The 24469-nt window shown below is 69.8% G+C and carries 23 protein-coding genes and 2 pseudogenes; 16 read left to right on the forward strand and 9 right to left on the reverse strand.

Features of this window, described 5'->3' with window-relative positions; translation table 11 throughout:
- The first annotated feature begins 314 nt into the window (after positions 1-314).
- The 3 genes from AB5J54_RS01520 (at position 315) to AB5J54_RS01530 (ending at position 4672) form a co-directional block, all read left to right on the forward strand.
- Complete coding sequence (locus AB5J54_RS01520; protein ID WP_369142021.1) at positions 315-3281, forward strand: aminotransferase; 2967 nt, start codon at positions 315-317, stop codon at positions 3279-3281.
- 343 nt (positions 3282-3624) lie between these two features.
- The gene (locus AB5J54_RS01525) at positions 3625-4065 is read left to right on the forward strand and encodes an Lrp/AsnC family transcriptional regulator (RefSeq protein ID WP_369142022.1); all 441 of its coding nucleotides are present in this window, start codon (positions 3625-3627) and stop codon (positions 4063-4065) included.
- A gap of 79 nt (positions 4066-4144) precedes the next feature.
- The gene (locus AB5J54_RS01530) at positions 4145-4672 is read left to right on the forward strand and encodes a hypothetical protein (RefSeq protein WP_369142023.1); all 528 of its coding nucleotides are present in this window, start codon (positions 4145-4147) and stop codon (positions 4670-4672) included.
- A 115-nt stretch (positions 4673-4787) separates the two neighbouring features.
- Here AB5J54_RS01530 and AB5J54_RS01535 read toward each other — a convergent pair whose 3' ends face one another.
- Positions 4788-5081, reverse strand: a complete 294-nt coding sequence (locus tag AB5J54_RS01535; RefSeq protein ID WP_369142024.1) for a YciI family protein — start codon at positions 5079-5081, stop codon at positions 4788-4790.
- A 354-nt stretch (positions 5082-5435) separates the two neighbouring features.
- Here AB5J54_RS01535 and AB5J54_RS01540 point away from each other — a divergent pair, with 354 nt between their 5' ends.
- Positions 5436-5816, forward strand: a complete 381-nt coding sequence (locus AB5J54_RS01540) for a hypothetical protein (protein ID WP_369142025.1) — start codon at positions 5436-5438, stop codon at positions 5814-5816.
- A gap of 33 nt (positions 5817-5849) precedes the next feature.
- Here AB5J54_RS01540 and AB5J54_RS01545 read toward each other — a convergent pair.
- Positions 5850-6687 (reverse strand): annotated as a pseudogene (locus AB5J54_RS01545) (IS5 family transposase).
- A gap of 336 nt (positions 6688-7023) precedes the next feature.
- Between AB5J54_RS01545 and AB5J54_RS01550 the strand changes: the two are divergent.
- Entirely contained in the window at positions 7024-7593 is a 570-nt protein-coding gene (locus AB5J54_RS01550) for an SMI1/KNR4 family protein (RefSeq protein WP_369142026.1), read from the forward strand.
- Positions 7594-7853: 260 nt separating this feature from the next.
- On the opposite strand, the gene AB5J54_RS01555 is transcribed toward AB5J54_RS01550, so the two are convergent.
- Positions 7854-8087 (reverse strand): hypothetical protein, encoded by a 234-nt coding sequence (locus tag AB5J54_RS01555; protein WP_369142027.1) that lies wholly within the window; start codon positions 8085-8087, stop codon positions 7854-7856.
- 437 nt (positions 8088-8524) lie between these two features.
- Between AB5J54_RS01555 and AB5J54_RS01560 the strand changes: the two are divergent.
- Positions 8525-8647, forward strand: a pseudogene (locus tag AB5J54_RS01560) (IS5/IS1182 family transposase); the annotation flags it as partial.
- Positions 8648-8881: 234 nt separating this feature from the next.
- Here AB5J54_RS01560 and AB5J54_RS01565 read toward each other — a convergent pair.
- The 3 genes from AB5J54_RS01565 to AB5J54_RS01575 form a co-directional block, all read right to left on the reverse strand.
- Entirely contained in the window at positions 8882-9421 is a 540-nt protein-coding gene (locus AB5J54_RS01565) for a hypothetical protein (protein WP_369142028.1), read from the reverse strand.
- 745 nt (positions 9422-10166) lie between these two features.
- Positions 10167-10541 (reverse strand): DUF6221 family protein, encoded by a 375-nt coding sequence (locus tag AB5J54_RS01570; protein WP_369142030.1) that lies wholly within the window; start codon positions 10539-10541, stop codon positions 10167-10169.
- Between the two features lie 65 nt (positions 10542-10606).
- Positions 10607-12898, reverse strand: coding sequence for an FUSC family protein (locus tag AB5J54_RS01575; RefSeq protein WP_369142031.1), 2292 nt, complete (start codon positions 12896-12898; stop codon positions 10607-10609).
- Positions 12899-13041: 143 nt separating this feature from the next.
- On the opposite strand from AB5J54_RS01575, the gene AB5J54_RS01580 reads away from it, so the two are divergent.
- From AB5J54_RS01580 to AB5J54_RS01590, 3 genes are all read left to right on the forward strand, one after another.
- Positions 13042-14538 carry an MFS transporter gene (locus tag AB5J54_RS01580; protein ID WP_369142032.1) on the forward strand — a complete coding sequence of 499 codons (1497 nt, stop codon included), beginning with the start codon at positions 13042-13044 and terminating at the stop codon, positions 14536-14538.
- Complete coding sequence (locus tag AB5J54_RS01585) at positions 14535-15188, forward strand: TetR family transcriptional regulator (protein WP_369142033.1); 654 nt, start codon at positions 14535-14537, stop codon at positions 15186-15188. The genes AB5J54_RS01580 and AB5J54_RS01585 overlap by 4 nt, the downstream gene beginning before the upstream one ends.
- A gap of 153 nt (positions 15189-15341) precedes the next feature.
- Complete coding sequence (locus tag AB5J54_RS01590) at positions 15342-15998, forward strand: maleylpyruvate isomerase N-terminal domain-containing protein (RefSeq protein WP_369142034.1); 657 nt, start codon at positions 15342-15344, stop codon at positions 15996-15998.
- A gap of 156 nt (positions 15999-16154) precedes the next feature.
- Here AB5J54_RS01590 and AB5J54_RS01595 read toward each other — a convergent pair whose 3' ends face one another.
- On the reverse strand, positions 16155-16637 hold the full coding sequence (locus AB5J54_RS01595) for a DedA family protein (protein ID WP_369142035.1): 483 nt from the start codon (positions 16635-16637) through the stop codon (positions 16155-16157).
- Positions 16638-17018: 381 nt separating this feature from the next.
- On the opposite strand from AB5J54_RS01595, the gene AB5J54_RS01600 reads away from it, so the two are divergent.
- From AB5J54_RS01600 to AB5J54_RS01620, 5 genes are all read left to right on the forward strand, one after another.
- Entirely contained in the window at positions 17019-17453 is a 435-nt protein-coding gene (locus AB5J54_RS01600) for a nuclear transport factor 2 family protein (RefSeq protein WP_369142036.1), read from the forward strand.
- Positions 17454-17483: 30 nt separating this feature from the next.
- Complete coding sequence (locus AB5J54_RS01605) at positions 17484-18056, forward strand: SMI1/KNR4 family protein (RefSeq protein WP_369142037.1); 573 nt, start codon at positions 17484-17486, stop codon at positions 18054-18056.
- A 112-nt stretch (positions 18057-18168) separates the two neighbouring features.
- The gene (locus AB5J54_RS01610; protein ID WP_369142038.1) at positions 18169-18942 is read left to right on the forward strand and encodes an IclR family transcriptional regulator; all 774 of its coding nucleotides are present in this window, start codon (positions 18169-18171) and stop codon (positions 18940-18942) included.
- Positions 18939-19784 (forward strand): SMP-30/gluconolactonase/LRE family protein, encoded by an 846-nt coding sequence (locus AB5J54_RS01615; protein ID WP_369142039.1) that lies wholly within the window; start codon positions 18939-18941, stop codon positions 19782-19784. The genes AB5J54_RS01610 and AB5J54_RS01615 overlap by 4 nt, the downstream gene beginning before the upstream one ends.
- 132 nt (positions 19785-19916) lie before the next feature.
- Positions 19917-20234 (forward strand): DUF6221 family protein, encoded by a 318-nt coding sequence (locus AB5J54_RS01620; protein ID WP_369142040.1) that lies wholly within the window; start codon positions 19917-19919, stop codon positions 20232-20234.
- Positions 20235-20441: 207 nt separating this feature from the next.
- Here AB5J54_RS01620 and AB5J54_RS01625 read toward each other — a convergent pair whose 3' ends face one another.
- Both AB5J54_RS01625 and AB5J54_RS01630 read right to left on the reverse strand, forming a co-directional pair.
- Entirely contained in the window at positions 20442-20690 is a 249-nt protein-coding gene (locus AB5J54_RS01625) for a hypothetical protein (RefSeq protein ID WP_369142041.1), read from the reverse strand.
- Positions 20691-21070: 380 nt separating this feature from the next.
- Positions 21071-21316: a hypothetical protein gene (locus tag AB5J54_RS01630; RefSeq protein ID WP_369149626.1), complete on the reverse strand. Its 246-nt coding sequence runs from the start codon at positions 21314-21316 to the stop codon at positions 21071-21073.
- Between AB5J54_RS01630 and AB5J54_RS01635 the strand changes: the two genes are divergently transcribed.
- On the forward strand, positions 21204-22334 hold the full coding sequence (locus tag AB5J54_RS01635; protein WP_369142043.1) for an MFS transporter: 1131 nt from the start codon (positions 21204-21206) through the stop codon (positions 22332-22334). The two genes, AB5J54_RS01630 and AB5J54_RS01635, sit on opposite strands and share 113 nt — an antisense overlap.
- 177 nt (positions 22335-22511) lie before the next feature.
- Positions 22512-24362, forward strand: a complete 1851-nt coding sequence (gene asnB, locus AB5J54_RS01640) for an asparagine synthase (glutamine-hydrolyzing) (protein ID WP_369142044.1) — start codon at positions 22512-22514, stop codon at positions 24360-24362.
- The last annotated feature ends 107 nt before the right edge of the window (positions 24363-24469 follow it).

Here is a 24469-nt window from a genome sequence, read left to right on the forward strand (position 1 = left end):
CCTCCGCCCTCCGCCCTCCGCCCTCCGCCGAGAGGTCCCACCCGCTCCGCCCCGACCGCGTCCTGTCCGAGGTTGCCCTGCCTCGCGGTCGGGGCGGCTCACTTTTCCGGCAACGACGCGCCACAGCCGACGCCCCACCCGCTGATCCATGACTGACGCGACGCGCGATCCACGCGTCACGACGCGCGATTCACGCGCTGCGGCACTTGATTCGCGCGAAGAGATGCGCCATGGTGCTTGAAACAGCCGGACGAGGCACTGCTTGCACACACGCCTCGCCACCGACGACGCCCGATCAGCCCGAGGAACCCTGCATGCCGCACGACGCGCACCGCACGATCGACTTCTTCGCCGAGGACGCGCTTCCCGCACCGCGCGTGACGCCGGCCGAGGCGGCACGCGTCGCCGCCGAACTCCTCGGCGTCACCGCCCGCGCGGAGGCACTGGGCAGTCAGCAGGACGCCAACTTCCTGGTCCGCGCCGACGACGGAGCGCCCCTGGCGATACTGAAGATCGCCAACCCCGCCTTCGGCGTCCTGGAGATCGAGGCTCAGGACACCGCCGCCGACCTCATCGCGTCGGCCCACCCGGAACAACTCCGCGTCGCCACCGTCCTGCGCCACCCCGACGGCTCCCCCCGCCGTACGAGGGTGGACACCGAGAGCGGGCCGGCCGTGGCGCGGCTGCTGCGCTACCTGCCCGGTGGCGCACTGTCCGGACCCCGGCACCTGTCCCCGAGCACCGTGGCGGCCATGGGTACGGTCGCCGCGAAGGTCAGCACCGCTCTGCGCGAGTTCCGGCACCCGGGCCTCGACCGTGTCCTGCAGTGGGACCTGCGCCACGCCGACCGCGTCATCGCCGGGCTCGCCGAGCACATCGACGGGCCCGAAGAGCGCACCGCCGTGCGGGCCGCGACCGCCGAGGCCTGGGCCCGGGTCCAGGGTGTCGCCGCCCGGCTGCCCTCGCAGGCCGTGCACCTGGACCTCACCGACGACAATCTGATCCGCTGCCCCGATGCCCGCGTTCCCCTGCCCGACGGCGTCATCGACTTCGGTGACCTGACCACGAGCTGGGCGATCGGCGAGCTGGCCGTGTGCCTGTCGTCCGTGCTCCACCACGACGGGGTCGAGCCTCACCACGTGCTGCCCGCCGTCCGCGCCTTCCACGCGATGCGGCCGCTCTCCCCGGAGGAGGCGGAGGCGTTGTGGCCGCTGGTGGTGCTGCGCGCGGCCGGTCTGGTCGCCAGCGGCCGCCACCAGGCCGCCGTCGACGCGGACAACACCTACGTCACGGCCGCGCTCGATCGCGAATGGCGCGTGTTCGAGCAGGCCACCCAGGTCCCGATGCCCGTGATGACTCATCTCGTCAGGCACGCGATCGGACTGGCCGAGGCGCCCACCGGGGCCGACGCTCCCGATTTCCCCCTGCTGCGAGGCCTCCCGGCCGACGGCATCGCCCGCTGCGACCTGGCCGTCGACGCGGACTCCATGGATCACGGTGCGTGGCTCGAAGCGGCGACCGAGGACCGGCTGACGGCAGCCGCACTCTCCGGCGGAGCGGTCGCGACAGCCACCCCCTACGCCCAGGCGAGGCTCACGCGGACGCCGCCCCTGTCGGCCGTCTCCGCCGCCACGGTGGCCACCGGCATCGACCTGCGGCTCGGCCGGGACACGTGGGTTCAGGCCCCTGCCGCGGGGCGGGTCCTCGCCGCGGCACCGGGCCTGGTGGAGATGGCATGCGGCCCACGGGTCCTGACGCTGTCCTTCCCCCGTACGGTCACTCCCCCGGTCTCGTCCGGCAGCTCGGTGCGCGCGGGCGAGGACCTCGCTTCCCTCCCCTCCGGCGCCGTGCTCCACGTCGCGCTGCGCGCCGCCGACGGCCCCGCCGTTCCTCCCCTCGTCCGCCCCGAGTACGCCCCCGGCTGGCTCGCTCTGACCGTCGACCCCGCTCCGCTCCTGGGACTTCCGCCCGCCGACCGTACGCCTGAGGGGGACCTGCTCGGCCGGCGAGACGCCGTGTTCGCGACCGTGCAGGGGCACTACTACGCCGACCCGCCCCGTATCGAACGCGGTTGGCGCCACCACCTGCTGTCCGCCGACGGCCGCTCGTACCTCGACATCGTCAACAACGTCACCCCGCTCGGCCACGCCCACCCTCGCGTCGAGGAGGCGGTCTCCCGGCAGCTGCGCAAGCTCAACACCAACTCGCGCTTCCACTACGCCTCGGTGGTGGAGTTCACCGAACGCCTCGCTGCGCTCCTCCCCGATCCCCTGGACACCGTGTTCCTCGTCAACTCCGGTTCCGAGGCGGTGGATCTGGGTCTCCGGCTCGCCATGGGCGCGACCGGGCTGCACGACGTCGTCGCCCTGCGCGAGGCGTACCACGGCTGGACGTACGCCTCCGACGCGGTGTCCACCTCGCTCCAGGACAACCCGAACGCCCTCGCCACCCGTCCGGGCTGGGTCCACACGGTGGACTCGCCCAACTCCTACCGCGGCCGGCACCGCGGGAAGGACGCCGTCCGCTACGGACCCGAGGCCGTCGCGGTGATCGACGAGCTGGCCGCCTCCGGCCGCCCGGCGGGGGCGTTCATCGGCGAGACCTTCTACGGCAACGCCGGAGGAGTCGCCCTGCCCGACGGCTATCTCACCAAGGTGTACGCGGCGGTGCGCCGTCACGGCGGCCTGGCCGTCGCCGACGAGGTCCAGGTCGGCTACGGCCGCCTGGGGCAGTGGTTCTGGGGCTTCGAGCAGCAGCAGGTCGTCCCCGACATCGTCTGCGTCGCCAAGGCCATGGGCAACGGGCACCCCCTCGGCGCCGTCGTCACGTCCAAGGCGGTCGCCGACCGATACCGCGACCAGGGCTACTTCTTCTCCTCGACCGGCGGCAGCCCGGTCTCCAGCGTCGTGGGCCTCACCGTCCTGGACACCCTGCGCGACGAGGACCTCCAGGGCAACGCGGTGCGCGTCGGCGGTCATCTGAAGCGCCGGCTCGAAGCGCTGGCCGACCGCTACGGCATCGTCGGCGCCGTCCACGGCTCGGGCCTGTACCTCGGCCTCGAACTCGTCCGGGACCGCACCACCCTGGAACCCGCCGTGGAGGAGACCGCGGAGCTCTGCGACCGCATGCTCGACCTCGGCGTGGTCGTCCAGCCCACGGGAGACCACCTCAACATCCTCAAGATCAAGCCCCCGTTGTGCATCGACACCACCGCGGCGGACTTCTTCGCCGACATGCTCGACGTGGCCCTCGCACAGCTCGGCCACGGCCCGAGGCCCTGACAACTCCACCCACCCTCCGTCGCGCCGGCCGGGCGCGGCTGGCGCATCGGCACGCTGCTGCTCGACGAAGTCGACACGCGAGCTGACCTGGTGCTCGCGCGCACGGGCGGGACACCATGCACACCCGGGCTCCGGGCTTCACGGCCGGGCCCACACGTGACGGGAACCGCCGCACCCGGTGAGCGGCTGCCGAGGGCTTGAGAAGCAGAGTGACAGCCCGCTCGGGCCGGCAGGGCACCGGCCCCTGCCACGCATGGCACCCGTCTTTGATTCGAGCGCGTGAATGCGTCATTGTGCTCGAATCAAGTGTGCGGCTCGCCGTTCATGCAAAGAGAGGTGCTCCATGGACGAGATCGACCAGGCGATCCTGAGGGAGCTGCAGGTCGACGGCCGCATCCCGTACTCCGACCTCGGGCCGAAGGTGGGGCTCTCGCCTTCGGCCGCGCGGCTCCGGCTGCAGCGGCTGATCGACAGCAAGGCCGTCCAGGTCGTCGGCGTGACCGATCCGATGACCCAGGGGCAGCAGACCATGGCCCTCCTGGGCCTGCACGTCGACGGCGACCCCCGGGCGGTCGCCGACGAACTGTCCCGGCACGACGAAGTCGTGTACACGGTTCTGACCGCGGGGAGCTTCGACCTGTTCGCCGAGGTGGTGTGCGGCCAGCCCCGCGATCTCCTCGACTTCGTCAACGACGTCGTACGCGTCGTCGAGGGTGTCACGTCCGTGGAGAGCTTCCCCTACTTCGCGATTCACACCCATCGCTTCCTGTGGCACGTCGACTGAGAAGGCCGAGCGTGGTGCGGCACCGGTCGAGGTGGCGAGCCCAGGGAGGCCGAGGTCTACCATCGGCCGGGTTGACCACATGATCGTCAAGGCGCTCGACAGCCTGAACCAACCACCTCGGCGACCTGCAGTCGCGCGGTGGACCACGGAGGAAGCCATGTCCGGTAGCCCACCGGCCCTCGTCGCCATCAACCATGACGACTACCACGCCCAGCATGTGGGGCGCACAGCCGACGGACGGCAGTTCTTCCTCACCACGCCCTTCGTTCCCGCGATCGGGACGGAGGCGGGCGGCGAGTTTGTGGCCCTGTTCCTTTTCAACGCTACCGGTCGTTTCATCGAAGCGGTCATCGACCACTTCGGGCCACGCGCCACCATGGACAAGGATGCGCGTCGCGAACGGTACGAACGACTTCTTCACGAGCTCGGCCCGGTGACCTTCGAACGCATCGAGGTCGCGCCCTTCGCCGTCGAGCGCTTCGGCACGACCTTCGGCCTCGTCCTTCGTGAGCCGGACGACGAGGACGACGAGTGGGCGGTCGAACTACAACCGGGCGACTACATGGCCTTCTTCGAGCCGTGGGACAGCGGCGACTACGACACCTGACGGCTCCGCGACGATCGGTTCAGCAACTGGCGGCGGTGGTAGGCCTACGCGCCCCGCTAGAGGAGGCCGTGCCCGCAGCGGCACTCCGGCTTCGCTCAACGCCCGGAGAACTTGCTCACCCCTGGGACTTGAGGTCCTCCAAACCGTCCGCGACCAGCAGCGGAGTGAACTCCACGACGCTGTGCGTGGCGACGCCATTGAGGACGTAGGGATCAGTGGCGAGAAGGCGGTCAAGCTCCTCGGCAGGCATCTGGGGGGCGAGGTAGACCCCGCCGACCAGAGGCACCTGGCGCCCGGCAACAAGAAGCAGTCGCTGGGATATCAGCCGGTTCAGCCAGTCGCCATGGGCCGGTCTCCATGGGTCGACTTCTTCGAGCGGTGCCGTGTAAGTGACGGTGACAACGAACATGCTCGGACCGTAGCCGAACGCCAAGGACTGCCGCGATCACATTCCATGCTCCGGGAGACAGCTCCTGGTCGACATCGGCCGAGATCTGGATCGTGGCCCGTCGGCCAGGAGGGCGTTTCTGCGATCAACGCCGGCATCCACCGCCTGGCGCCGTAGAGCCGGCGGGCACCACCGTCAGGGGAACTCGAGCGTGTGCACCACAGCCCCTGGGCTCCCTGAGCGGGTCGAGCAGGATTAAAGGAGCGTTTTGTCCTGACGGGAGCGTTTGGTAACTGGCGCGATGTCGACCGCTTGGGGCGGACTGCGCCGGCATGTGAGGATCCGCCTGTGGAGTGCGATGTCTGTGGTCAAGCGATGTGGCAGTGGCCGGTGCCGCCGACTGCCTGGGAAGAGCAGCTCTGGTCCTGCTTGTGGTGCCATGCCGTCACGCATGTGGGTGGTGAGTGGTTCGAGATCGCGCGGCCGCCGTACCTGCCGATGGAGATGCGCTGGGAGAGAGCCGTTGCGGACGGCCTGCCCGCCGACGTGTCGCACGCCTTCGGAATCTTCGACAAGACCCTGTGCGGCATCGAGCAAGATGCCATGTCGCTGTCTGACTCCTGGTGGCTACCGGAGCGGGAGAACGCTTGCGGCGCCTGCCGTGAGGCGGCGGCAGTGATCGATGAACGCTGGCCCCAGGCCATGAGGGGCGAAGACGCGCGGCTCAGCGTTGCTCGACGACCAGGTGCCTCATAGCCGTGCCCGGCCTCGGCCGGCGTGCCGGAGCGGTTATCCGTCCTTCCAGTTCGGAGTCGACTCCCGGCTGAGCCTGCGACTCATCAGGTCGATCATTGCGACGCCGATCATCGCTTCGGAGCGGTGCGGATGGGTTTCGTAGTCACGGGCGAGGCGGCGGTGGTGCATGAGCCAGCCGAACGTCCGCTCGACGACCCAGCGCCGTGGGATGACCTTGAACCCTTTCTGGCCCGGCTCGCGTTGGGTGATCTCGGCGTCGATGCCGAGGCAGGCGCCATGTTCGATGACCTTGGTGCGGTAGCTGGTGTCGGCCCACGCCTTGGTGACGCGCGGCTGGGCTGCGGCGATGCCGGAGAGCAGGCGGATGCCGCCGGCGTTGTCGGAGACGCTGGCCGCTGTGACCCAGACGGCCAGAAGGAGGCCGAGAGTGCCGACCCCGATGTGGCGCCTGCGGCCAGCGATCTTCTTGCCTGCGTCGATGCCCTGCCCCGAGGCCGGAACGTTGGCGGAGGTCTTGACGCTCTGCGCGTCCAGCACGCAAGCGGTCGGTTCGGCGTTGCGGTCCTCGGCCTCTCGGACCAAGCGGCGAGGAAGCCCGTTGAGCTGGTCGAAGACTCCGTCCTTCTGCCAGGCCGCAAAGTAGCCGTAGACCGTCTCCCACGGTGCGAAGTCGTGCGGCAGGTACCTCCACGGGATCCCGGTGCGGTCGGCGTTGCACCTCGTCCATGATCCGGCGGAGGTCGCGCTCGGGTGGTCGCCCGATGTTCAGGCCCTTCCCTCGCCGCTCGGCCCGCCAGGCCGACAGAATGGGCTCCAGAAGTTCCCACCGGGCATCGGACAGGTCACTTGGGTACGGCCGCTGTCGGGGCAGGTTTCGGTAGTACCGGGACCAGCCCATCGGCTACGGGGCGCAAATAGGGGTGAGCGGGGGCGCCTTGGGATCAGACAGGAGCGAAGGAACCGAAACGGACCCTCGACCGTCGTCACCCGCCACAGATGCTACGAAGGCGACCCACCAGCCTCAACCTTCACAGCCAGGTCACCCACCCAAGAGCCCACCCAGCACCTCTGCCGGTACAAAACGCCCCTTAAGGGGAGGTTTCTGATGACTCTGGTTACATGGGGCGGGCAGGTTTTCCTGGCATCAGAGGACCCTTGGTGAGCCCGCCCGTCGGGGACGTGGGATGCGTGTGCCAGGCTGCGGTTCATGGAAGACGAACTGGTCAGCACGCAGACGCCGCAGCGTCGCATAGCCGATCCGGAGGAGGCTCTCGCGCTGCTGGAGCGTGCTGTCCCTGGATTGACGGATCTGCGTCGGCCCGCGCGGGCCGTGATCGACTGGGCCGGGTTCGAGGACGGCCTGGGCACCCGGCTTCCCTCCGATTTCAAGTACCTCGCGGAGTGGTACCCGACCTTCGACATCGGGGGCTTCCTCCTGGTCCGACTACCTGAACCGGGCGAGGAAGGCCGCATTCTGCAGGGCACCCGTGACAGCCTTAAACTGCTTGCCACTGCTTGGTTGGAACCCGGTCCTGGCTTGCTGGCCCACCCCGCTCCCGGTGGGTTGCTGCCCTGGGGCGAGTCGTGCGACAGCGACAAGTTCATGTGGAGTACGACAGGGCCAACTCCGCAGGACTGGTTCGTCACGGTTGCTTCTCGCGGCGGGGCCTGGTGGCACTACGGTGGCGGTGCAGTCCAGTTCCTTGCGGAGTACTGCACCGGGATCCTGGAACCCTGGGGGTTGCCGCCGATCGACCTGGATGTCCCCCCAAGCTGATCGGCTCGCGCCGAACGCGCCGTCTCCGCCGATGGTAAGCAGAACACGAGCACCTGACGGACCCCCCATCAATTGACTGCTAAGCAGTCACTCGACTCCTCCGACGGTATCGATCACCGCGCACTCATCACCATGGTGTGCCATCACACAACAATGAGCCCGCCCTCGCATGCGAGGGCGGGCCGTTTCCGCGAGCCGTACAAAGGCACGGGATGCGCGGGGTGTTCTCGTCTCTACCTGTCGCCGGGCGTGGGTGCAGGTCAGTGAGCGCCGAGGTAGTAGCCCTCAGCGCCCTCTTCCCAGCCCTTCTCCGAACACGAGGCGGTGAAAATCGTTCCGTAGACGGACGGAACACCGGTCGCCGAGCAGTGCGAACTGAATGCGGCGCTGCCCTCGGAGAAGCTTCCGATTCCGACGCCGTCGTGGGCGAGCGCGGCACCGGCGCCGCCCAGCAGGATGCCCACGGCCAGAACAGACGCGGCCAGAGAACGCATAGCTACTCCTCAAGAGCTCTGAAAGACGCGGCAGAGATTTGCCCGTCGTCTGATCAAACACCACACAGGGGCAGCGAGACACGACACCTCACTCCAATGCCGGATGGCAGGTTACGAGGCCATGCGACAGCAGAAACGATGCTTTTCAGTCGCCCGTTGAGAATGAGCCCCGTAAGAAGTCATCTCGATTGGCTCAGTGGGTTGTAGGCCCCGGCAGCTCGTTGAGCCGCTGATGCCCGGGTGAGTTGTGGGGCCTGCTCCAGCGTGGTGTCGCAGGCACCTTCGCGGCCGAAGGGTTGGCGGTGGGCGTCAGCACGGTGGCCATGAGGTGCCGGCTGCCATCGCGTGTTCGTGGCGACCTCAAGGGCGTGGCAGCAGCTGCCGTCTGCTGAGCCGCTCGGCCCGTCAGGACTTCGGCTCACCGCCGGTTTGCCAAGCCCATCTCCGTTTGCATCCCCGATGCCAACCTCCACGACAGTCAGGCGCTGACTCCGGTGGTGAAGCGCATGCCGCCGATCCGTTCACACCGCGGCCGACGCCGGCGCAGGCCCGGCAAGGTCGGCTCGTGCTGGTCTGGGACAACCTCTGCGCTCACCTGATGCAGCCGATGAGACCATCCATCGAAGCCAACCTCGCCGCCGCAAGCCCCCCCGGCGGCCAGATGGCCAAGGCAGCGAAGCGAAGCCTTAAGTAGATCCCTTACCGGCCGCACCCGGTCGACAGATGCCTCACCGGAACTGGCCTGACCATGGATAACCGATCACCGGTTGGCCGTCGGCCATGTGGGCACCGATTCAGGGCTGCACCATCAACTTGGTCCGACGCTGGTAGGACAAGGCGCACACTCCGAGGGACAATCCCAAAGAAAAGAAATTTACGAATCCGACAACGAAGACCCAGGGGGACATGCCGGCCAAATTTGCCGTGGAGAGTCCACCGGTCGCAATCACCACCAGGCCGAGGCCTCCGTAGGGAGTGAGGGCCACCGTCGAGGCCCATCCGGGTGCAAGGGGCAGCCATCGCGGGACCCGCCGTCCACGCAGCTCGGGTACCCAGCGCGGGAAGATTTGTCCCCATGGTCGGGTGAGGGCTCCAAGGAGCGTGATTCCCAGAACGGTGCCCACGGCGGTGAAGTCGATCCCGTGTTCCTCCAGCCATACAAGAACCTGGGGAGCTCCATTCTTCCTGAACTCCTCGGCGATACTCATGCCCACCGGTTTGCCCGCCGTTCCGCCCCATGACCAGTAGAGCTTCATCGTCACGTAGGGAAGGCTGCCGATAACGCCCGCAATCGCTGCCCACCTGACGGTCAGCGAGGGGCTGATGTACGACATGCTGGATTCAATACGTCGACGCATGTCGTTACTCTGCCGAGGGACAAGCGCTCCGCGCATCCACCCAGGGCACAAGGTGTTCCTCCGTCCTCCGGGGGAGATCGGAGGCCCTCTCGGGCTCGGTCTAGTCGCCGCCCTGCGCGTATCTCACAGCCACAGGACTAGACCTACACGCGCCGTCAGGCGAACGATCCGACATCACCCAGTCACGTTCGATAACGCCGACTCACCAAATGAGATGACGTCTGAGTACGCATACTCAGGTGCACGAAGCACTGGGGGTGGAACCGTGGTCGCGTGGACGCTTACTCGCATGCGCCAGGTCGAACCCTGTTACCACCGATCATTACCGGTGTGGTCGTTCTCCTCATTCTCGGGATCCTTCGCGGCGTCGGATGGCTCATCTCCTCCAGCCACCAATGCAAGGGCAGGAATAACTCCGCGGACTACAACACACCGGGCGAAGCGATTGCCGCCCGACTCGCGCACATCGGTGAGGACGTGCATCGCTGGACCGGGTCAGCGGCGGTCGTGGTCCTCGGCGCCCACAGATCCGGATGATGCTGTGTCCTGTGGGTGCGTGGGTGGTCACGTCATCTCTGCGTTCGGACAACCCGGGCGAGATCCAACGCACTTCACCGCCGGTCGCCCTCACAAGTGGCGCTGCGCATGGTGACCCACTCGACCAGGAAACGCGGCAGATCGAGTGCCGCAGGCTAAGGACTGTTCCGTGAACGGTTTCCGCTCAGGGGCGTCTGGGATAGTCAGGATGATCGGCATACGGTAGGGCGAGGTCGAGCACGTCGTCGCATGGCCCGGGCTCGCCGTCGTACTGGCAATCATCGCGGTTGTCCCACGGTAGTTCCGGGTCACCTATGGCCGGACTGAACTCATGGCGGGCGAGCACGCGTCGCTTGGCCTCGATCTCTCGGAGAACGCGAGCCGGGTCGTGCAGCGCCACGTGGAGGGCGACAGTGGGGTGGAATCCGGCGAGTTCTCCTTGGCAGAAGTCGACAGTGTGCCCCTGAGCAGCCCACTCCCCGCATCCGCCGCAGCGCCGGGCCAGGTCGGCCTCCTCGTCCAGCCGCGCGTTGAGGAACGTCACCAGATCTTGACTCATGGGGTCATCCTGGACGCTGCGCCAGGGCCCGGTCGCCCAATTTTCACCGACCTGGGCCGCTCGTTTCAGCTCGGCTCACTGCGATTCGCGGCAGGCCCGTCGCCGATGGCCGACGGGGCGCTCACGCCGTCGCCTACGAGCCGTGCCAAGTCCGTCGTCAGTGACGACAGCCAGGACACCGTCGCGTAGTACGCGCGCGGTGCGCCCCGCGGGTCGTCGGGGAGGGTGGCTGAGGGCGTCGGGGTGGGGAGTGGTGTCGGCGTTTCGGTCGGGTCGCCGGTGGGATCCGACCGGGCGGAAGTCAGCAGCATGCTCGCCGCGACCCGCTCACCCGTGCGTACGACGGCCTCCGCCGCCTCTCTCCCCAGCGACGGAGCCACGACCGGCTCGGGAGGTACGAGCAGCCGGTCGGCGCCCCACAGGGTGTGGTGTCCGGCGATCAGCGCGGCCTGCCAGTCCTGACCGACCGGCGGCGGACGGGGCTCCTTGGGTTCGCTCTGGTACTGCGCGTACGCCGACTCCGCCATGACCAGCGCGTGCTGCAGCGACCGGTGGCCCGGCGCGGTGGCCACCGGTACGCGCCGGCCGCCCGCCGCGACCTGCCCCGTCGTGGCCACGACGATCTCGGCGGCGATCCGCAGCAACTCCGCGACCGACCGCCGCAGCTCGTCATGGGCGCCCCGAGGCCAGGCCAGGAGTCCGAAGACCGCTCCGATCACGCTGCCGGTCAGCACGTCGAGCAGCCGGAACTCGGCGAGCTGCCAGGTGGCCGGCGCCAGCTGCGCGAAGACGACGGCGACCACCACCGTGAACAGCGCCTGCGCCCACCCGACGCCCTTCACGGGCCCCAGGGTGAAGGTGACCAGCATCAGCGGCGGCAGTGCCACCGCGTACACCTCGATGTCGGTGCCGACCAGTGCGAGCAGCGTCGCCGCGACCAGGGCGCCGACGAGCGTGCCGGTCAGTGCCGTCCGTACGGTCGTCCGGGTCTCCCGTACGGTCGTGCGCGTCAGCGTCAGGGTGGCCAGCAGCACCCAGAAGCCGTGCGGGAGGGTGTCGATGCCCGCGATCAACCGGGCCGCCGCCAGGGCCAGACTGATCCGTACGGCGTTCTGGAAGAACACCGACCGGCCGCCGACGTGGCCCGAAAGGCGGCGCCACCACAACTGTGGCGCCCGCATCCGCGCGTACCAGAACCGGCCCGGGGCCGGCGCGTCGGCCGCTCGGCCCCGTACGGCGATGTCGGCGGCGGTGGACAGCGCGAGCGCCGCGTCCGTCACCTCCAGGAGCGCCGCATTGCGCCGCAGCACGGCGGGAGAGGCGTCCTCCGTTGTGGTCAGCGCCTGACGGAGCTGCCGCAGGTGGGCATGCGCCCGGCCGTCGGGGCTTCCGCCACGGAGCCGGGCGGCGGCCTCCCTCGCCACATCCGCAACAGCGCACAGCGGGGCCTCGGACGCCCCGGTCTGGCCTTCCCGGCCCACGCCTCCTCCCGCCGGCCCGTACGTCTCTGCTCCCGCTCCCCCGTCCGCTCGCACCGCACCTCCCGCTCCCCCGTCCACCCCCGCCCCACCTCCGGCTTCGCCGGGCGGAACCGCATCCCGGGGAGGCGGTGGCAGTACCGTCAGCCGGCCGAGCAGGGTCCGTGTCACCAGGCCCACGTGGGCCAGCGCCCTGGGCCGCAGACCGGCTCCGGCCGGCCGTTCGGCCTCCGGGACGTGGGAGGAACGAAGACCCGTGCTCAGGGTCTGGGCGGAGCGCAGCGTGGCCTCCGGCAGTGTGTACGGGGCGGAGCTCAGCCGGTCCGCGCAGCGCGCCGCGCAGTCGGCGGCCCGGGCGGCCCTTTCCCGGTACGGCAGGGCAGCCGGCTCGGGCAGCAGGGTCAGCTCCGCGAGGATCAGCAGGACGAGCCCGAAGGTCGCCCCTGCCAGGCGTTCGCCGAGCGAGCCGGGGTCGTAGGGCGGGAACGACGGCAGGATGTACATCAACTGCAGCCCTGTGGCCGCCCCCGCGAACCGTGGTCCTCCGACGGCCGTGAACGCCAGCGCGAACCCGACGACCAGCATGCCGACGACGGCACTCCACGTGCGCGCGGACAGGTACGTGCCGAGCGTGATCAACATCCAGCACACCGGTACCGCGCCGAGCAGCAGCGTGGCCCTCTGGCGCCCGGAGCCGGGGAGATGCGACAGCCCGGCCATGGCGATCGCGCCGAAGAGCGCGTACGTGGCGCCCGTCGCCGAGTCGAAGCCGTAGAGGAGCACATAGAACCCGGCCGTGGCGGTGATCGTGACGCGGAGAGCCCGCCGCGCCGCCGCCCGGTAGGCGGGCGACGGCCTTCGCGGAAACGCGCCACCCATGTCCCCAGCATCACCCGCCCCACCGCACGCGGCACCACGGGGGATACGCGGGGCGGGGTGCCGTGCCCCGGCCTTGACGAGAGGTGCACACTTGTACACCCTGGGGGTGAACAAGTGTGCACCCCGCCGTCCCCTGGAGCACGATGCCCCCCGCCGAACCCTCACCGGGCACGACGTCCGGACCTGCCCCCTCCCGGCTCGTCGTCCCCGTCCTCGCCTTCTGCGGCATGGTCGTCGCCGTCATGCAGACCCTCGTCGTACCCCTGCTGCCGCACGTGCCCGAGCTGACCGGAGCGAGCCCGCGCGCCGCGGGCTGGCTCGTGACCGTCACGCTCCTCACCGGCGCGGTGTTCACTCCGGTACTCGGCCGGGTCGGCGACATGTACGGAAAGCGGCGGGTCCTGCTCGCCTCGCTCGGGGTGCTCACCCTCGGTTCCGTACTCTGTGCCGTCAGCTCCGACATCGGCGTACTGATCACCGGCCGGGCCCTCCAGGGCGCGGCGCTCGCGGTGATCCCGCTCGGCATCAGCATCATCCGCGACGAACTCCCCGCCGAGCGTGTCCTGCCGTCGATCGCGCTCATGAGCTCCACCCTCGGCATCGGCGCGGCGATCGGAGTGCCCCTGGCCGCCGTCGTGACGGAGAACTTCGACTGGCACACCATGTTCTGGGCATCGGCCGCCCTCGGCCTGCTCGACTTCCTGCTCGTGCTGGGGATCGTGCCGGAGTCGGGCGTGCGCTCCCGGGGACGCTTCGACGTGCCGGGCACGCTCGGCCTCGCCGTCCTCCTCGTCGGTGTGCTCCTGGCGATCACCCAGGGCTCCGTCTGGGGCTGGACCTCGGCGCTGACACTCGGCCTGTTCGGCGCCTCGGTGGCCGTCGGTCTGCTGTGGGGCTGGTACGAACTCCGTACCGCGTCCCCGATCATGGACCTGCGGGTGTCCGCCCGGCCCGCCGTGCTGATGACCAACGTCGCGGCGCTGCTCATCGGGTTCTCTTTCTACGCCAACTCCCTGGTCACCGCCCAGCTCGTACAGGAGCCCACGAGCACCGGCTACGGCCTCGGTGCCTCCCTCGTCGTCAGCGGACTCTGCCTGCTGCCCGGCGGACTCGCGATGGTGGCCCTGTCGCCCCTCTCGGCGCGGATCTCCGCCTCGTACGGGCCCCGCACCGCGCTCGCCCTCGCGGCGGTCGTCATGACCCTGGGCTATCTGGTCCGCTTCTTCACCAGTCACAGCCTCTGGCTGATCGTCGCCGGCGCCACCGTGGTCGCCTGCGGCACCGCCATCGCGTACTCCGCGTTGCCCGTCCTCGTCCTGCGGGCCGTCCCGGTGAGCGAGACCGCGTCGGCCAACGGCCTCAACACCCTGATGCGCTCCGTCGGCCAGGCCTGCTGCAGCGCCGTGGTCACCGCCGTACTGGCTCGTGTGACCTTCGTGGTGGACGGGCGCACCGCGCCGACGCTCCACGCCTACCTGCTGATCTTCCTGATCGCAGCCGGAACGGCGCTTGCCGCCCTCGTCGCCACCCTCTTCCTGCCGTCCGACCGGCCGAGCCGGGGCACTCCGCGCGACGGCGAGCGGTCGGGCGGTACGGTCACGGTGTCACCGCCCACCAGCGCCGTCCGAGGGAACGCATGAGCACCGCCGACGAACCCATCTCCCCGGCCACGGCCGGCACGGAGCGAACCGTCCACCGTGAAGCCGGAGAACTCCGCGGGGACGGAGCGGAGGGGGGACCGGAAGGGGGCCCGGAGACCGGACGCGATGCCATCATCCGCGCCGCACGGCGGGCGTTCACGCTCAAGCCGTACGCCGAGGTCACCATGCGCGGCATCGCCGCGGCGGCCGGGGTGAGCCCCTCGCTCATCGTCAAACGGTTCGGCACCAAGGAAGCCTTGTTCAACACGGTCGTCGACTTCCGCCCGGCCGCCGCCGAACTCTTCGACGCTCCGCTTCCCGGCCTCGGCCGGCACCTCGTCCTGACCATGGTCGACCTCCGCGACCGGCTCCGCGGCGACCCCCTTCTGCGCGTGGTCTTCTCCCTCGGCATCGAGGACGAGCGCACCCTGCTGCGCTCCCGCTTCCGCGAGCAGGTCACCGACCGGCTCGCCGCCGTCCTCACCGGTCCCGACGCTCGCCTGCGCGCCGAGCTGGTCGCCGGCCAACTCCTGGGCCTGGGCGCCACCCTGAGTCTCCACCGCCCCGACGGCGCCACCGCGCACGCCACCGCCGATCGGCTCGCGGACCTCTACGCGCCCGGCATCCAGCACCTCGTCGACGGGGGCTGAGCCGCCGGCTTCGGCCGGAACTCGGCCCGCCGGGCGGCCGCTCCCGCGGCCCCGCGGCATGGCGACCACCGATCCAGCCGTCTGCGAAGGACCTCGGACTGATGCGGCCGGACCGCGCGCCGGCAGACCCGCCCGGGTTGGTAGCTTGCGGGCGTGGACGACTTCTCACGCTCGTGGACCGCACTGCGCGAGGCCGTCGCCGGTCTCGCCGACGAGGACTTCGATCGGCCGTCGGGCTGCACCGGCTGGCTCGTACGCGATCTGGTGTGCCACCTCGTCATCGATGCCCAGGACGTCCTGATCACCCTCGCGACACCCGCCGATACGCCGCCGACGCGCGACGCCGCGAGCTACTGGGAGGTCGCCGAGGTGCCGCCGACCGGCGACGACCCGCTCGACGCGCTGACCGTACGGCTCGCCGCCGCGTACGAGGATCCGGACCTGCTGAAGTTCCACCTCGACGACGTCGGCTCCGCGGCCGGACGCGCCGCCGTGCTCGCCGACTCCGCCCTCGCGGTCGGAACACGGGGCGAGGTGCTCACCGTCGGCGACTACCTCTCCGCGTACGTCCTGGAGTGGACGCTGCACCATCTGGACCTGGTGGCGCAGCTGCACGAGGCGCAGCGGCCGCCCGCGGAGAGCGTGGCCGCCGCGCGTGAACTGCTTGAGCGGATCGCCGGCGCGCCCTTCCCGGCCGAACTCTCCGACACGGACGCCCTGCTGCTGGGTACGGGCCGCCGCCTGCCGAGCGCCGCGGATCGGGTGGCCCTGTCCGGGACCGGCGTGCGGTTCCCGCTCTCGCTCGGCTGACCGTGGGGTTCCGGCTCGGCAACGACACCGCCGGCCAGTAGGTGACCGTTCCGGGGAGGGGGCAGGCTGCCGGGATCGCGCATGATCTTGTCGCTCAGACCGCAGCGGAGAAGAATCGGAGAAGCACCGCTTCTCCCCGGGCCCTCGCGGGACGGCTCACGATTCGTCGGACACCGTGTCGCCCGAGGACAGGACCGCCCTTCGTCTGCGGTACACCACCACCGCGCACACGGCGAGGAGGAGGACGGCCACGGCGGACACGCCGAGGGCGGTCCGCTCGGCGAAGAGCCTTTCCAGCACTTCGAGTACGCCGAGCCCCGCTGTCGCGTAGATCAGCGCCCAGGCCGCTCCGCCCACGAACAGGGCGGGAAGGTAGCGCGGCAACGGCATGCGCATGCTGCCCGCGAGGAAGTTGGCGGCGGTCTGGAAACCGACGGTCAGGAAGGAGACGGCCACCACCGGCGCGCCCCACCGCTGGATCGCCCGCTCGGCGCGCTGGACCTTCGCCGAGGAGAGCCGCCCGGCGAACCTGCTGCGCCGGGCGCCGGCGCCGGCGAGCCATCCGACCGCGAATGTCCCTGAGGCGCGCAGCAGGACGATGACGTACAGGGCTCCGGCGGTGAGCGCGATCTTATCCACGACGCCTCATCCCCGGCGCCGGGCCGTCGCTCTCGTCCCCGTCGCGCCCGCGTGGGCGTCCCGCCTCGCCAAGGGCACGACGCGCACGAGCCCGGTCACCGTCTCTCACCTGTGCCCTACCTCTGCCCGTTCCGTCGTCTGGGTTCCCATCTGCGGCACCGGAACCCGAACCCTCACGCCCCGACCCCCACATAAAAGGAAGGCCAGCCTAACCTAAGGCGTATGCGACGGGTACGGGGCATCCAGCTGCCTGACGAGCGTACTCACCGGCACCACAGGCAACTCCCCCGCGAGGCATGATCGCACTCCACGCAGCCACCTGCGACCGACCCTCCGTGCCGCCGGGCACCCCGGCCGGCCACCGCGCAAAGGATGATCACCATGGACCGACTGGACGTCGTCGACACCTGCAACCGCATGGCCTGGTTCGCGGACCAGCGCGACTGGGACGCGCTGGCCGGCGTGTTCGCGGACGAGGTGACCCTCGACTACACCAGCCTCAACGGCGGCGAGCCCGTCACCCTCGCCCCGGCGCAGATCGTCCGAGGCTGGCGGGAGGGCCTCGGCGCGTACGCCGCCACCCAGCATCTCCTCACCGGCCACCTGGTCGCCGTCGACGGCGGCGGCGACGGCGACGGCGACGGCGACGGCGACGGGGCGGTGTGCACCGCCGGCTTCCAGGCCACCCACCGTAAGGCCGACGGCTCGCTGTGGACGCTGGGTGGCACGTACCGCTTCGACCTGTCCCGTACGGGCGACGGATGGCGCATCACCGGCGTGGTGATGACCGCGGTCTGGAGCGACGGCGAGCGGTGATGAGGTTCCCGGGCCTGGCAGTCTGTCCCCGTGGACGCTCTCCTTGGCACTCAGGTGCCTCATCAGCGACTGACCGATCCCGCCTCGGCGGTTGCGGCCCTGGAACGGGTCGCACCTGATCTCGCGCGTTTCCGGCGTACGGCTCCCTCCGGCATCGGCTGGGCCCAGGTGGAGGAATGCCTGGGCGTGGGGCTGCCCTCGGACTTCAAGCTGCTCGCCGAGAGCTACCCGTCCTTGATCTTCGGTGACTTCCTGTGCGTCGGTTTCCCGCCCCCCGGGCGGGAGAAGGACTGGGCCGAGGACCCGGACGATCTCGAGATCCTTGCCGAGTGGTGCGAGGACGCCGAGATGGCCGTCCCTTTGCGCCCGTTTCCCGCTCCTGGAGGACTGCTGCCCTGGGCCACGTCGAACCAGGGCGACTACTTCCTCTGGCGCACCAGCGAGGCCGGCCCCGATGCGTGGGGCGTCACCGTGGCCTCCCGCAATGGCGGGTGGTGGCACTACACGGGAGGCGCCGTTCAGTTCCTGGCGGACCTGGTCGGCGGGTCCCTGGAGCTGTGGGGGTTGCCGTCGGTCGGGCCTTCCGTCGACGTCATCGGCTGACCGATGTCGGTCACTTCGGGGCGAGCTGCTGACAGGGGTGGCCCCTGTCAGTAGCCTGTGTTCGTCATTCCGGTCGACTGTTGAGATTTCGAACGAAAGGGAGGAGGCGGTCGTGGGACGCCTCGTACCTGCCGTGACCCGGGCCCTGGACATCCTGGAGCTCTTCCTCGACGGGGACGGAACGCTCTCGACCCCCGAGATCGTGCGCCGGCTCCAGCTCCCTCGCACCACCGTCCACGAATTGGTGACCACGCTGGCCGCCCGCTCGTACCTGGTGCCGGTCCCTGAGCAGCCCGGACGCTACCGGCTCGGCGTGCGGCCGTACCAGCTGGGCAGCCGGTACGCGGAGCAGCTCGACCTCGCCGCCGAGGGCGGACAGGTGGCCCGCAACGTCGCCGAGACCTGTGACGAGACCGTACACGTCGCCATCCTGGAGGGCACGGACGTCATCTACATCGCCAAGGTGGACTCCACGCACGCCGTGCGCATGGTCTCCGCCGCCGGCCGCCGCCTCCCCGCGCACTGCACCTCCGTCGGCAAGATGCTGCTCGCCTCGCTCCCCGAGGAGGAGCTGGCCGCCCGTATCCCCGACGGCGCCGAGCTGGTCGCGATGACGCCGAACAGCGTCACCGATCCGGCGGCGTTGCGCGCTGCCCTTGCCGAGGTGCGGCGGCGGGGTGTCGCCCTGGAGAGCCGCGAATCGAATCCGGACGTCAGTTGCGTGGCCGCCCCCGTGCGGGACCGCTCCGGCCGGGTGGTCGCCGCCCTGTCGATCTCCGTGCCGATGATCCGCTGGAGCGAGGTGCGCCGCGCCGAGCTGGAGGAGCTGGCCGTCAAGGGGGCGACCGAGCTCTCCGAGCGCCTCGGGTACCGGAGCCCCGCATGATCGAGGTCGCGGTACGGGAGGAAGCGGAGCTCGGCGAGGGACCCACCTGGGACCCGGCCGCCCGGCGGCTGGTCTGGGTCGACATCCTGGGCTCCCGGGTGCACACGTACGACCCTGCCTCCGGGCGCCGCACCGTGTTCGCCACCGAGCAGCACGTGGGCGCGGCCAAGCCGCGCGTGAACGGCGGCCTCGTCGTCAACCTCCGCGACGGCGTGGGGGTGTACGACGCCCGGGGGGCGTTCAGCTGGCTGCACCGCGAGCCGGTGCCCGGCCGTCGGGGCAACGACGCCGCCGTCGCACCGGACGGGGCCCTGTGGGCGGGCACCATGCGCTACGACGAGGCTCCCGGCGGCGGCACGCTCTCCCGGCTGGCGCCCGACGGCACGGTCCGCGCGGTCCTCGGCGATGTCGCCGTCAGCAACGGGACCGGCTGGAGCCCCGACGGGCTCCGGATGTACTACATCGACTCCCCCACGCGCCGCGTCGACGTCTTCGATGTCGATCCGTCCACCCAACACCCGGTGAACCGGCGTCCGTTGGCCGTCATCGAGGACGGCGCCGGCTTCCCCGACGGGCTCGCCGTCGACGCCGACGGCTGTGTGTGGGTGGCACTGTGGGACGGCGGGGCGGTGCGCCGCTACACGCCCTCCGGAGCGCTCGACCGGGTGCTGGAACTGCCCGTTCGCAGGCCGACGGCCTGCGCGTTCGGCGGGCCGGGCCTCACCGATCTGTACGTGACGACGGCACGGACCGGCCTGGACCGCCCGCACCCGCTGTCCGGCTCCCTGCTCGTCGTGCCCGACGCGGGACAGGGCCTGCCCCAGCCACCGTTCGCCGGCTGATACCGCAACGGTCCTCAGTGCGGCAGTCGGGCAGGTGGTTGTTGTTCTGGCCCATGGGCATGGGCATCGGCATCGGCATCGGCATCGGCATCGGCATCGGCATCGGCATCGGCATCGGAGATCATGCAGGGCATGACTGCCGAACTGATCACCTGGCTGCACGAGCAGATCGACGCCGACGAAGCGGCAGCCGCAGACCAGCCACCCCTGTCATGGCTTCCCGAAGGGCTGTCCCCCGACAACCCGCTTGCCGCGCTCTACTCCCCGGCCCGCACCATCGCCATGCGCCGCGACCTGCTCGCCACCTGGCGCGACCCGGAACACGCCGATTCCCAGGACCACGACAGCCACAGCATCGACTGGTCGCTGCGGGTCCTCGCAGCAACCGCCTACTCCGATCGCCCGGGATATCGCGCAGAGTGGGCTCCTGCCGACGACGGGCCAGCTTGAGGCGGTCGGCTCCGCCAGCGGAACCCGAGTGCTTGCCCAAGCCGGTCAGACTTCGTTGACACAGGTCACGCCCTCGCACCACAGTCAGCGGACAGCCTTTTAGGTCCGCCGCTGACGGACTCGGACAACGGCCGGGACATCCACTGACGGGTGCCCCGGCGCCGGGTGCGACGTGCGTGGCGGCGGGGTGCGGACGGTGCCGGCCCGTCAGACCTTCTCGTCGACGGGAAGGTAGCGTTCGAGGCCGCGAGCGGTCATCTCGTCGAGTACGCGCTGCCATTCCTTGGCGTACTGCTCCAGCTGTTCCCGTCGCACGGCCAGGTCGAAGCAATACCCCGGCGTACTGGCGTCGTACCTGCGCTGCGCCTCCTTCCCCTGTGCGGCGACACCGTCGCGGTCGAGTCCCACCGCCTTCTCCTGCACGTTCTTTCGGATTTCCTCGTCTGACTCGAACATACTTCTCCTCAATTCAACGGACGGTCTCGTCGGACCGACGCGTCCACCGCGGCGGCGCATCGGACGGTATGCGACGCGGGAGAACCAGAACAACATCGAAATCGAGTCGCCGTCTAGCAGGTTTGCGACGTGAACCGTCAGACGACGATTTTCCCGGGCGGACGGTTTATCGACTTGGCTAAGTCGTCGCGGATCAGGCAGGGACTTCCGTGCGCCGCGTCGGGGCGGCCAGCCCCCGCCGAGCACTGGAGCAGCCCTGTGAGCTGCGGAAATGCTGGAACCGGTGACTCCGCGTCCGCACCTGGGCCGCCCTCGGCAGCTCATGGGGCCGGTTGTTGGTGTCGGGAATCTGCCAGAAGATGGTGCCCGTTCCTGCTGGACTAGAGGTCACACACCCCATGTGATGCCCAACTCAGGACGGGATTCATGTCCACAGCAACCACCCCTTCTGTCCAATCTCCCGCACCGCCGGAGCGCTCGCCTTTCATCTCCTGGCTGGCCGTCGTTTCGGTAATGCTGGGGATCTTCTCCATCGTCACGACCGAAATTCTTCCGATCGGCCTTCTCACGTCGATCGGATCGAGTTTCACCATTTCGGACGGAATGGCTGGTCTCATGATGACCATGCCAGGATTCCTCGCCGCGGTCTCGGCCCCTGTGGTCACGGTGGCCACAGGACGTATCGACCGGCGGGTCATGCTGGGCGTGTTCATCCTGCTGCTGGCGCTGGCCAACTTCCTTGCCGCCGCCGCGTCGAGCTACTGGCTGGTCCTGATCTCCCGTGTCATGGTGGGCGTCACCATCGGCGGCTTCTGGTCCATCGGGGCCGGACTCGCCGGTCAGCTGGTTCCCGCGAAGTCCGTGGGCCGCGCGACCTCGGTGATCTTCTCCGCCGTACCGCTCGGCTCCGTACTCGGAGTACCGCTGGGCACGTTCATCGGCGACATCGCGGGCTGGCGGACGGCGTTCCTCGTCATGGGCGGCTTCACACTGGCCGTCCTCGTGCTGCTCCTCGTCGTCGTCCCGCCCCTCCCTTCCGACCAGGCGACGCGCCTCGATGTCCTCGGCGGCATGCTCCGAAGCGTCAACACCCGCTTCGCGCTGGTCATGACCTTCCTCGTCGTGCTCGCCCACTTCGGCACGTACACGTACGTCACCCCCTTCCTTGAGCAGGTGACCCACGTCAGTTCGGGTCTCATCACGATCTACCTGCTCATCTACGGTGCGGCCGGCATCGCCGGCAACTTCCTCGGCGGATCCATGGTGGGTCGCTATCCGCGGTCCACCTTCGCCGCGGCGGCGGCCCTGATCGCCGCCGCGACCCTGCTCCTGCCCGTCCTGGGACAGTCGGACGCCGGCGCGGTGGCGCTGCTGGTCGTCTGGGGCGTCGCCTACGGTGCCGTCCCGGTCTGCTCCCAGACGTGGTTCTCCAAGGCCGCCCCCGACTCCCCCGAGGCGTCCTCCGTCCTGTTCACCGCCTCCTTCCAGGCCACCATCTCCCTCGGGGCCCTGGTGGGAGGGGCCGTCCTCGACCGTTCCTCGCCCTCCACGGTGATGGTGCTGGGCGGGCTGGCGGCCGTCCTGACGGTCCTCGTGGCCTGGGCCCACTGGGCGGGGAAGTTCACATGGCCGAAGTCCTCCTAGCCACACCGTGACCGGGGCGGCCGTCCGCCTCGGTCGCCTGCCCCACCGCTTTCCCCCCTCGCCCGGTCGCGCCCGCAGAAGCGGGCCGGCCCGGCGAGAGGTGCCTCCCCTTCTCTTTCCCGGACCACCTCGATGAGCCAGGTGCTCTCGACCGCCTACCTAAGGAGAACGTCGCTTATGTGCGGCATTGCGGGCTGGATAGATTTCGGGCGCGATCTCACCCAGGAGCGCGCCATCGTCGACGCCATGACCCAGACGATGGCGTGCCGCGGTCCCGACGCCGACGGCGTGTGGATCGGTCAGCACGCCGCCATCGGTCACCGGCGTCTCTCCGTCATCGACCTGGAGGGCGGGCGTCAGCCGATGACCGCCGAGCAGGACGGGCGCACGCTGGCGGTGCTGACCTTCAGCGGTGAGATCTACAACTACCGCGAACTGCGCGCGGACCTGATCTCCCGAGGACACCGCTTCCGTACCGAGAGCGACACCGAGGTGGTCCTCCGGGGGTACTTGGAGTGGGGCGAGGGCGTCGTCGACAAGCTGAACGGCATGTTCGCCTTCGGCATCTGGGACGTCTGGAACGAGGAGCTGCTCCTCGTCCGTGACCGGATGGGCGTCAAGCCGCTGTACTACTACCCCACGGCGGACGGCGTCCTGTTCGGCTCGGAGCCCAAGGCCATCCTCGCCCACCCGGAGATCCCGCGCCGGGTGAACGCCGACGGCCTGCGCGAGCTGCTCGACATGGTGAAGACCCCCGAGCACGCCATCTTCACCGGGATGTACGAGATCCGTCCGGGTCACACGGTCCGCGTCCGTCGCCAGGGGCTCGTCAAGCGCCGCTACTGGGCGCTCGAGGCCAAGGAGCACACGGACTCCCTGGAGACGACGATCGAGGCGGTCCGCGGACTCCTCGACGACACCGTCAGCCGGCAGCTGATCTCCGACGTCCCGCTGTGCAGCCTCCTGTCCGGCGGACTGGACTCCTCCGCGGTGACCGCGCTGGCGGCCAAGGCGCTGGCCGCACAGGGCGGCGGACCGGTGCGGTCGTTCTCGGTCGACTTCGTCGGAGCCGCGGAGAACTTCGTCCCGGACCCCCTGCGGAGCACCCCGGACGCCCCGTTCGTCCGCGATCTGGCCCAGCACGTGGCGGCCGAGCACAAGGAGATCCTGCTCAACAGCGACGACCTGAGCGACCCCGGCGTCCGGGCCGCGGTCCTCGCCGCCACCGACCTGCCGCCCATGTGGTACGGCGACCTGTGGCCCTCCCTGTACCTGCTGTTCAAGGCGGTGCGGGAGCGGTCCACCGTGGCCCTGTCCGGCGAGTCGGCGGACGAACTCTTCGGCGGGTACAGCTGGTTCCACGACCCTGAGGTCCTCACGGCCGAGACGTTCCCCTGGCTCACCTCGACGCCCGGTCCCTTCTACGACGGGACCCCGCTGTTCGACGGCGGGCTGCTGGGCAAGCTCGACATCCCCGGCTACCGGCGGTCGAGCTACGGCGACGCCATCGCCGAAGTGCCCGTCCTCCCGGGCGAGACGGGCCTGGAGAAGCGGATGAGGGAGATCAGCTACCTCAACCTGACCCGCTTCCTCAACACCCTCCTCGACCGCAAGGACCGCATGAGCATGGCCGTCGGGCTGGAGGTCCGCGTCCCGTTCTGCGACCACCGCCTCGTGGAGTACGTGTTCAACGCGCCCTGGTCCATGAAGACGTTCGACGGCCGGGAGAAGAGCCTGCTGCGCGCGGCCACCCGCGACGTGCTGCCCGAGTCGATCGTGAAGCGTGTGAAGGCGCCGTACCCGAGCACGCAGGACTCCGGTTACGAGAAGAAGCTCCGCGACCGGCTCGCGGAGGTGCTGAGCGGTGGTGACGCGCCGATCCTGCCGCTCCTCGACAAGGACCGTGTCCGCGGCCGGCTCGACGGCGGCATCAGCACGGCCAGCACCCAGATCACGCGGATCGACCTCGAGGTTCCGCTCTGGCTCAACGCCTGGCTGGAGTCCTACGACGTCACGATCGACCTGTAGGGACGGTCCCCGCACCGCCGTGCGCTCCGGCCGTGAACGGCCGGGCGCGCGGCACCTGCTCTCCCGGTGGCCTCCGGAATCCCCCGTCGGGGGCCACCGGGCTTCTT

Origin of the sequence: Streptomyces sp. R44 (assembly GCF_041053105.1) — a bacterium.
Classification (GTDB): Bacteria; Actinomycetota; Actinomycetes; order Streptomycetales; family Streptomycetaceae; genus Streptomyces.

Excerpts from the sequence above, each read along its gene's own strand:
- AB5J54_RS01520 (WP_369142021.1), top strand. The coding sequence starts at position 315 with ATGCCGCACGACGCGCACCGCACGATCGACTTCTTCGCCGAGGACGCG.
- AB5J54_RS01525 (WP_369142022.1), top strand. The coding sequence starts at position 3,625 with ATGGACGAGATCGACCAGGCGATCCTGAGGGAGCTGCAGGTCGACGGC.
- AB5J54_RS01530 (WP_369142023.1), top strand. The coding sequence starts at position 4,145 with ATGATCGTCAAGGCGCTCGACAGCCTGAACCAACCACCTCGGCGACCT.
- AB5J54_RS01535 (WP_369142024.1), bottom strand. The coding sequence starts at position 5,081 with ATGTTCGTTGTCACCGTCACTTACACGGCACCGCTCGAAGAAGTCGAC.
- AB5J54_RS01540 (WP_369142025.1), top strand. The coding sequence starts at position 5,436 with ATGTGGCAGTGGCCGGTGCCGCCGACTGCCTGGGAAGAGCAGCTCTGG.
- AB5J54_RS01550 (WP_369142026.1), top strand. The coding sequence starts at position 7,024 with ATGGAAGACGAACTGGTCAGCACGCAGACGCCGCAGCGTCGCATAGCC.
- AB5J54_RS01555 (WP_369142027.1), bottom strand. The coding sequence starts at position 8,087 with ATGCGTTCTCTGGCCGCGTCTGTTCTGGCCGTGGGCATCCTGCTGGGC.
- AB5J54_RS01565 (WP_369142028.1), bottom strand. The coding sequence starts at position 9,421 with ATGTCGTACATCAGCCCCTCGCTGACCGTCAGGTGGGCAGCGATTGCG.
- AB5J54_RS01570 (WP_369142030.1), bottom strand. The coding sequence starts at position 10,541 with ATGAGTCAAGATCTGGTGACGTTCCTCAACGCGCGGCTGGACGAGGAG.
- AB5J54_RS01575 (WP_369142031.1), bottom strand. The coding sequence starts at position 12,898 with ATGGGTGGCGCGTTTCCGCGAAGGCCGTCGCCCGCCTACCGGGCGGCG.
- AB5J54_RS01580 (WP_369142032.1), top strand. The coding sequence starts at position 13,042 with ATGCCCCCCGCCGAACCCTCACCGGGCACGACGTCCGGACCTGCCCCC.
- AB5J54_RS01585 (WP_369142033.1), top strand. The coding sequence starts at position 14,535 with ATGAGCACCGCCGACGAACCCATCTCCCCGGCCACGGCCGGCACGGAG.
- AB5J54_RS01600 (WP_369142036.1), top strand. The coding sequence starts at position 17,019 with ATGGACCGACTGGACGTCGTCGACACCTGCAACCGCATGGCCTGGTTC.
- AB5J54_RS01615 (WP_369142039.1), top strand. The coding sequence starts at position 18,939 with ATGATCGAGGTCGCGGTACGGGAGGAAGCGGAGCTCGGCGAGGGACCC.
- AB5J54_RS01620 (WP_369142040.1), top strand. The coding sequence starts at position 19,917 with ATGACTGCCGAACTGATCACCTGGCTGCACGAGCAGATCGACGCCGAC.
- AB5J54_RS01625 (WP_369142041.1), bottom strand. The coding sequence starts at position 20,690 with ATGTTCGAGTCAGACGAGGAAATCCGAAAGAACGTGCAGGAGAAGGCG.
- AB5J54_RS01635 (WP_369142043.1), top strand. The coding sequence starts at position 21,204 with ATGCTGGGGATCTTCTCCATCGTCACGACCGAAATTCTTCCGATCGGC.
- AB5J54_RS01630 (WP_369149626.1), bottom strand. The coding sequence starts at position 21,316 with ATGGTCATCATGAGACCAGCCATTCCGTCCGAAATGGTGAAACTCGAT.
- asnB (WP_369142044.1), top strand. The coding sequence starts at position 22,512 with ATGTGCGGCATTGCGGGCTGGATAGATTTCGGGCGCGATCTCACCCAG.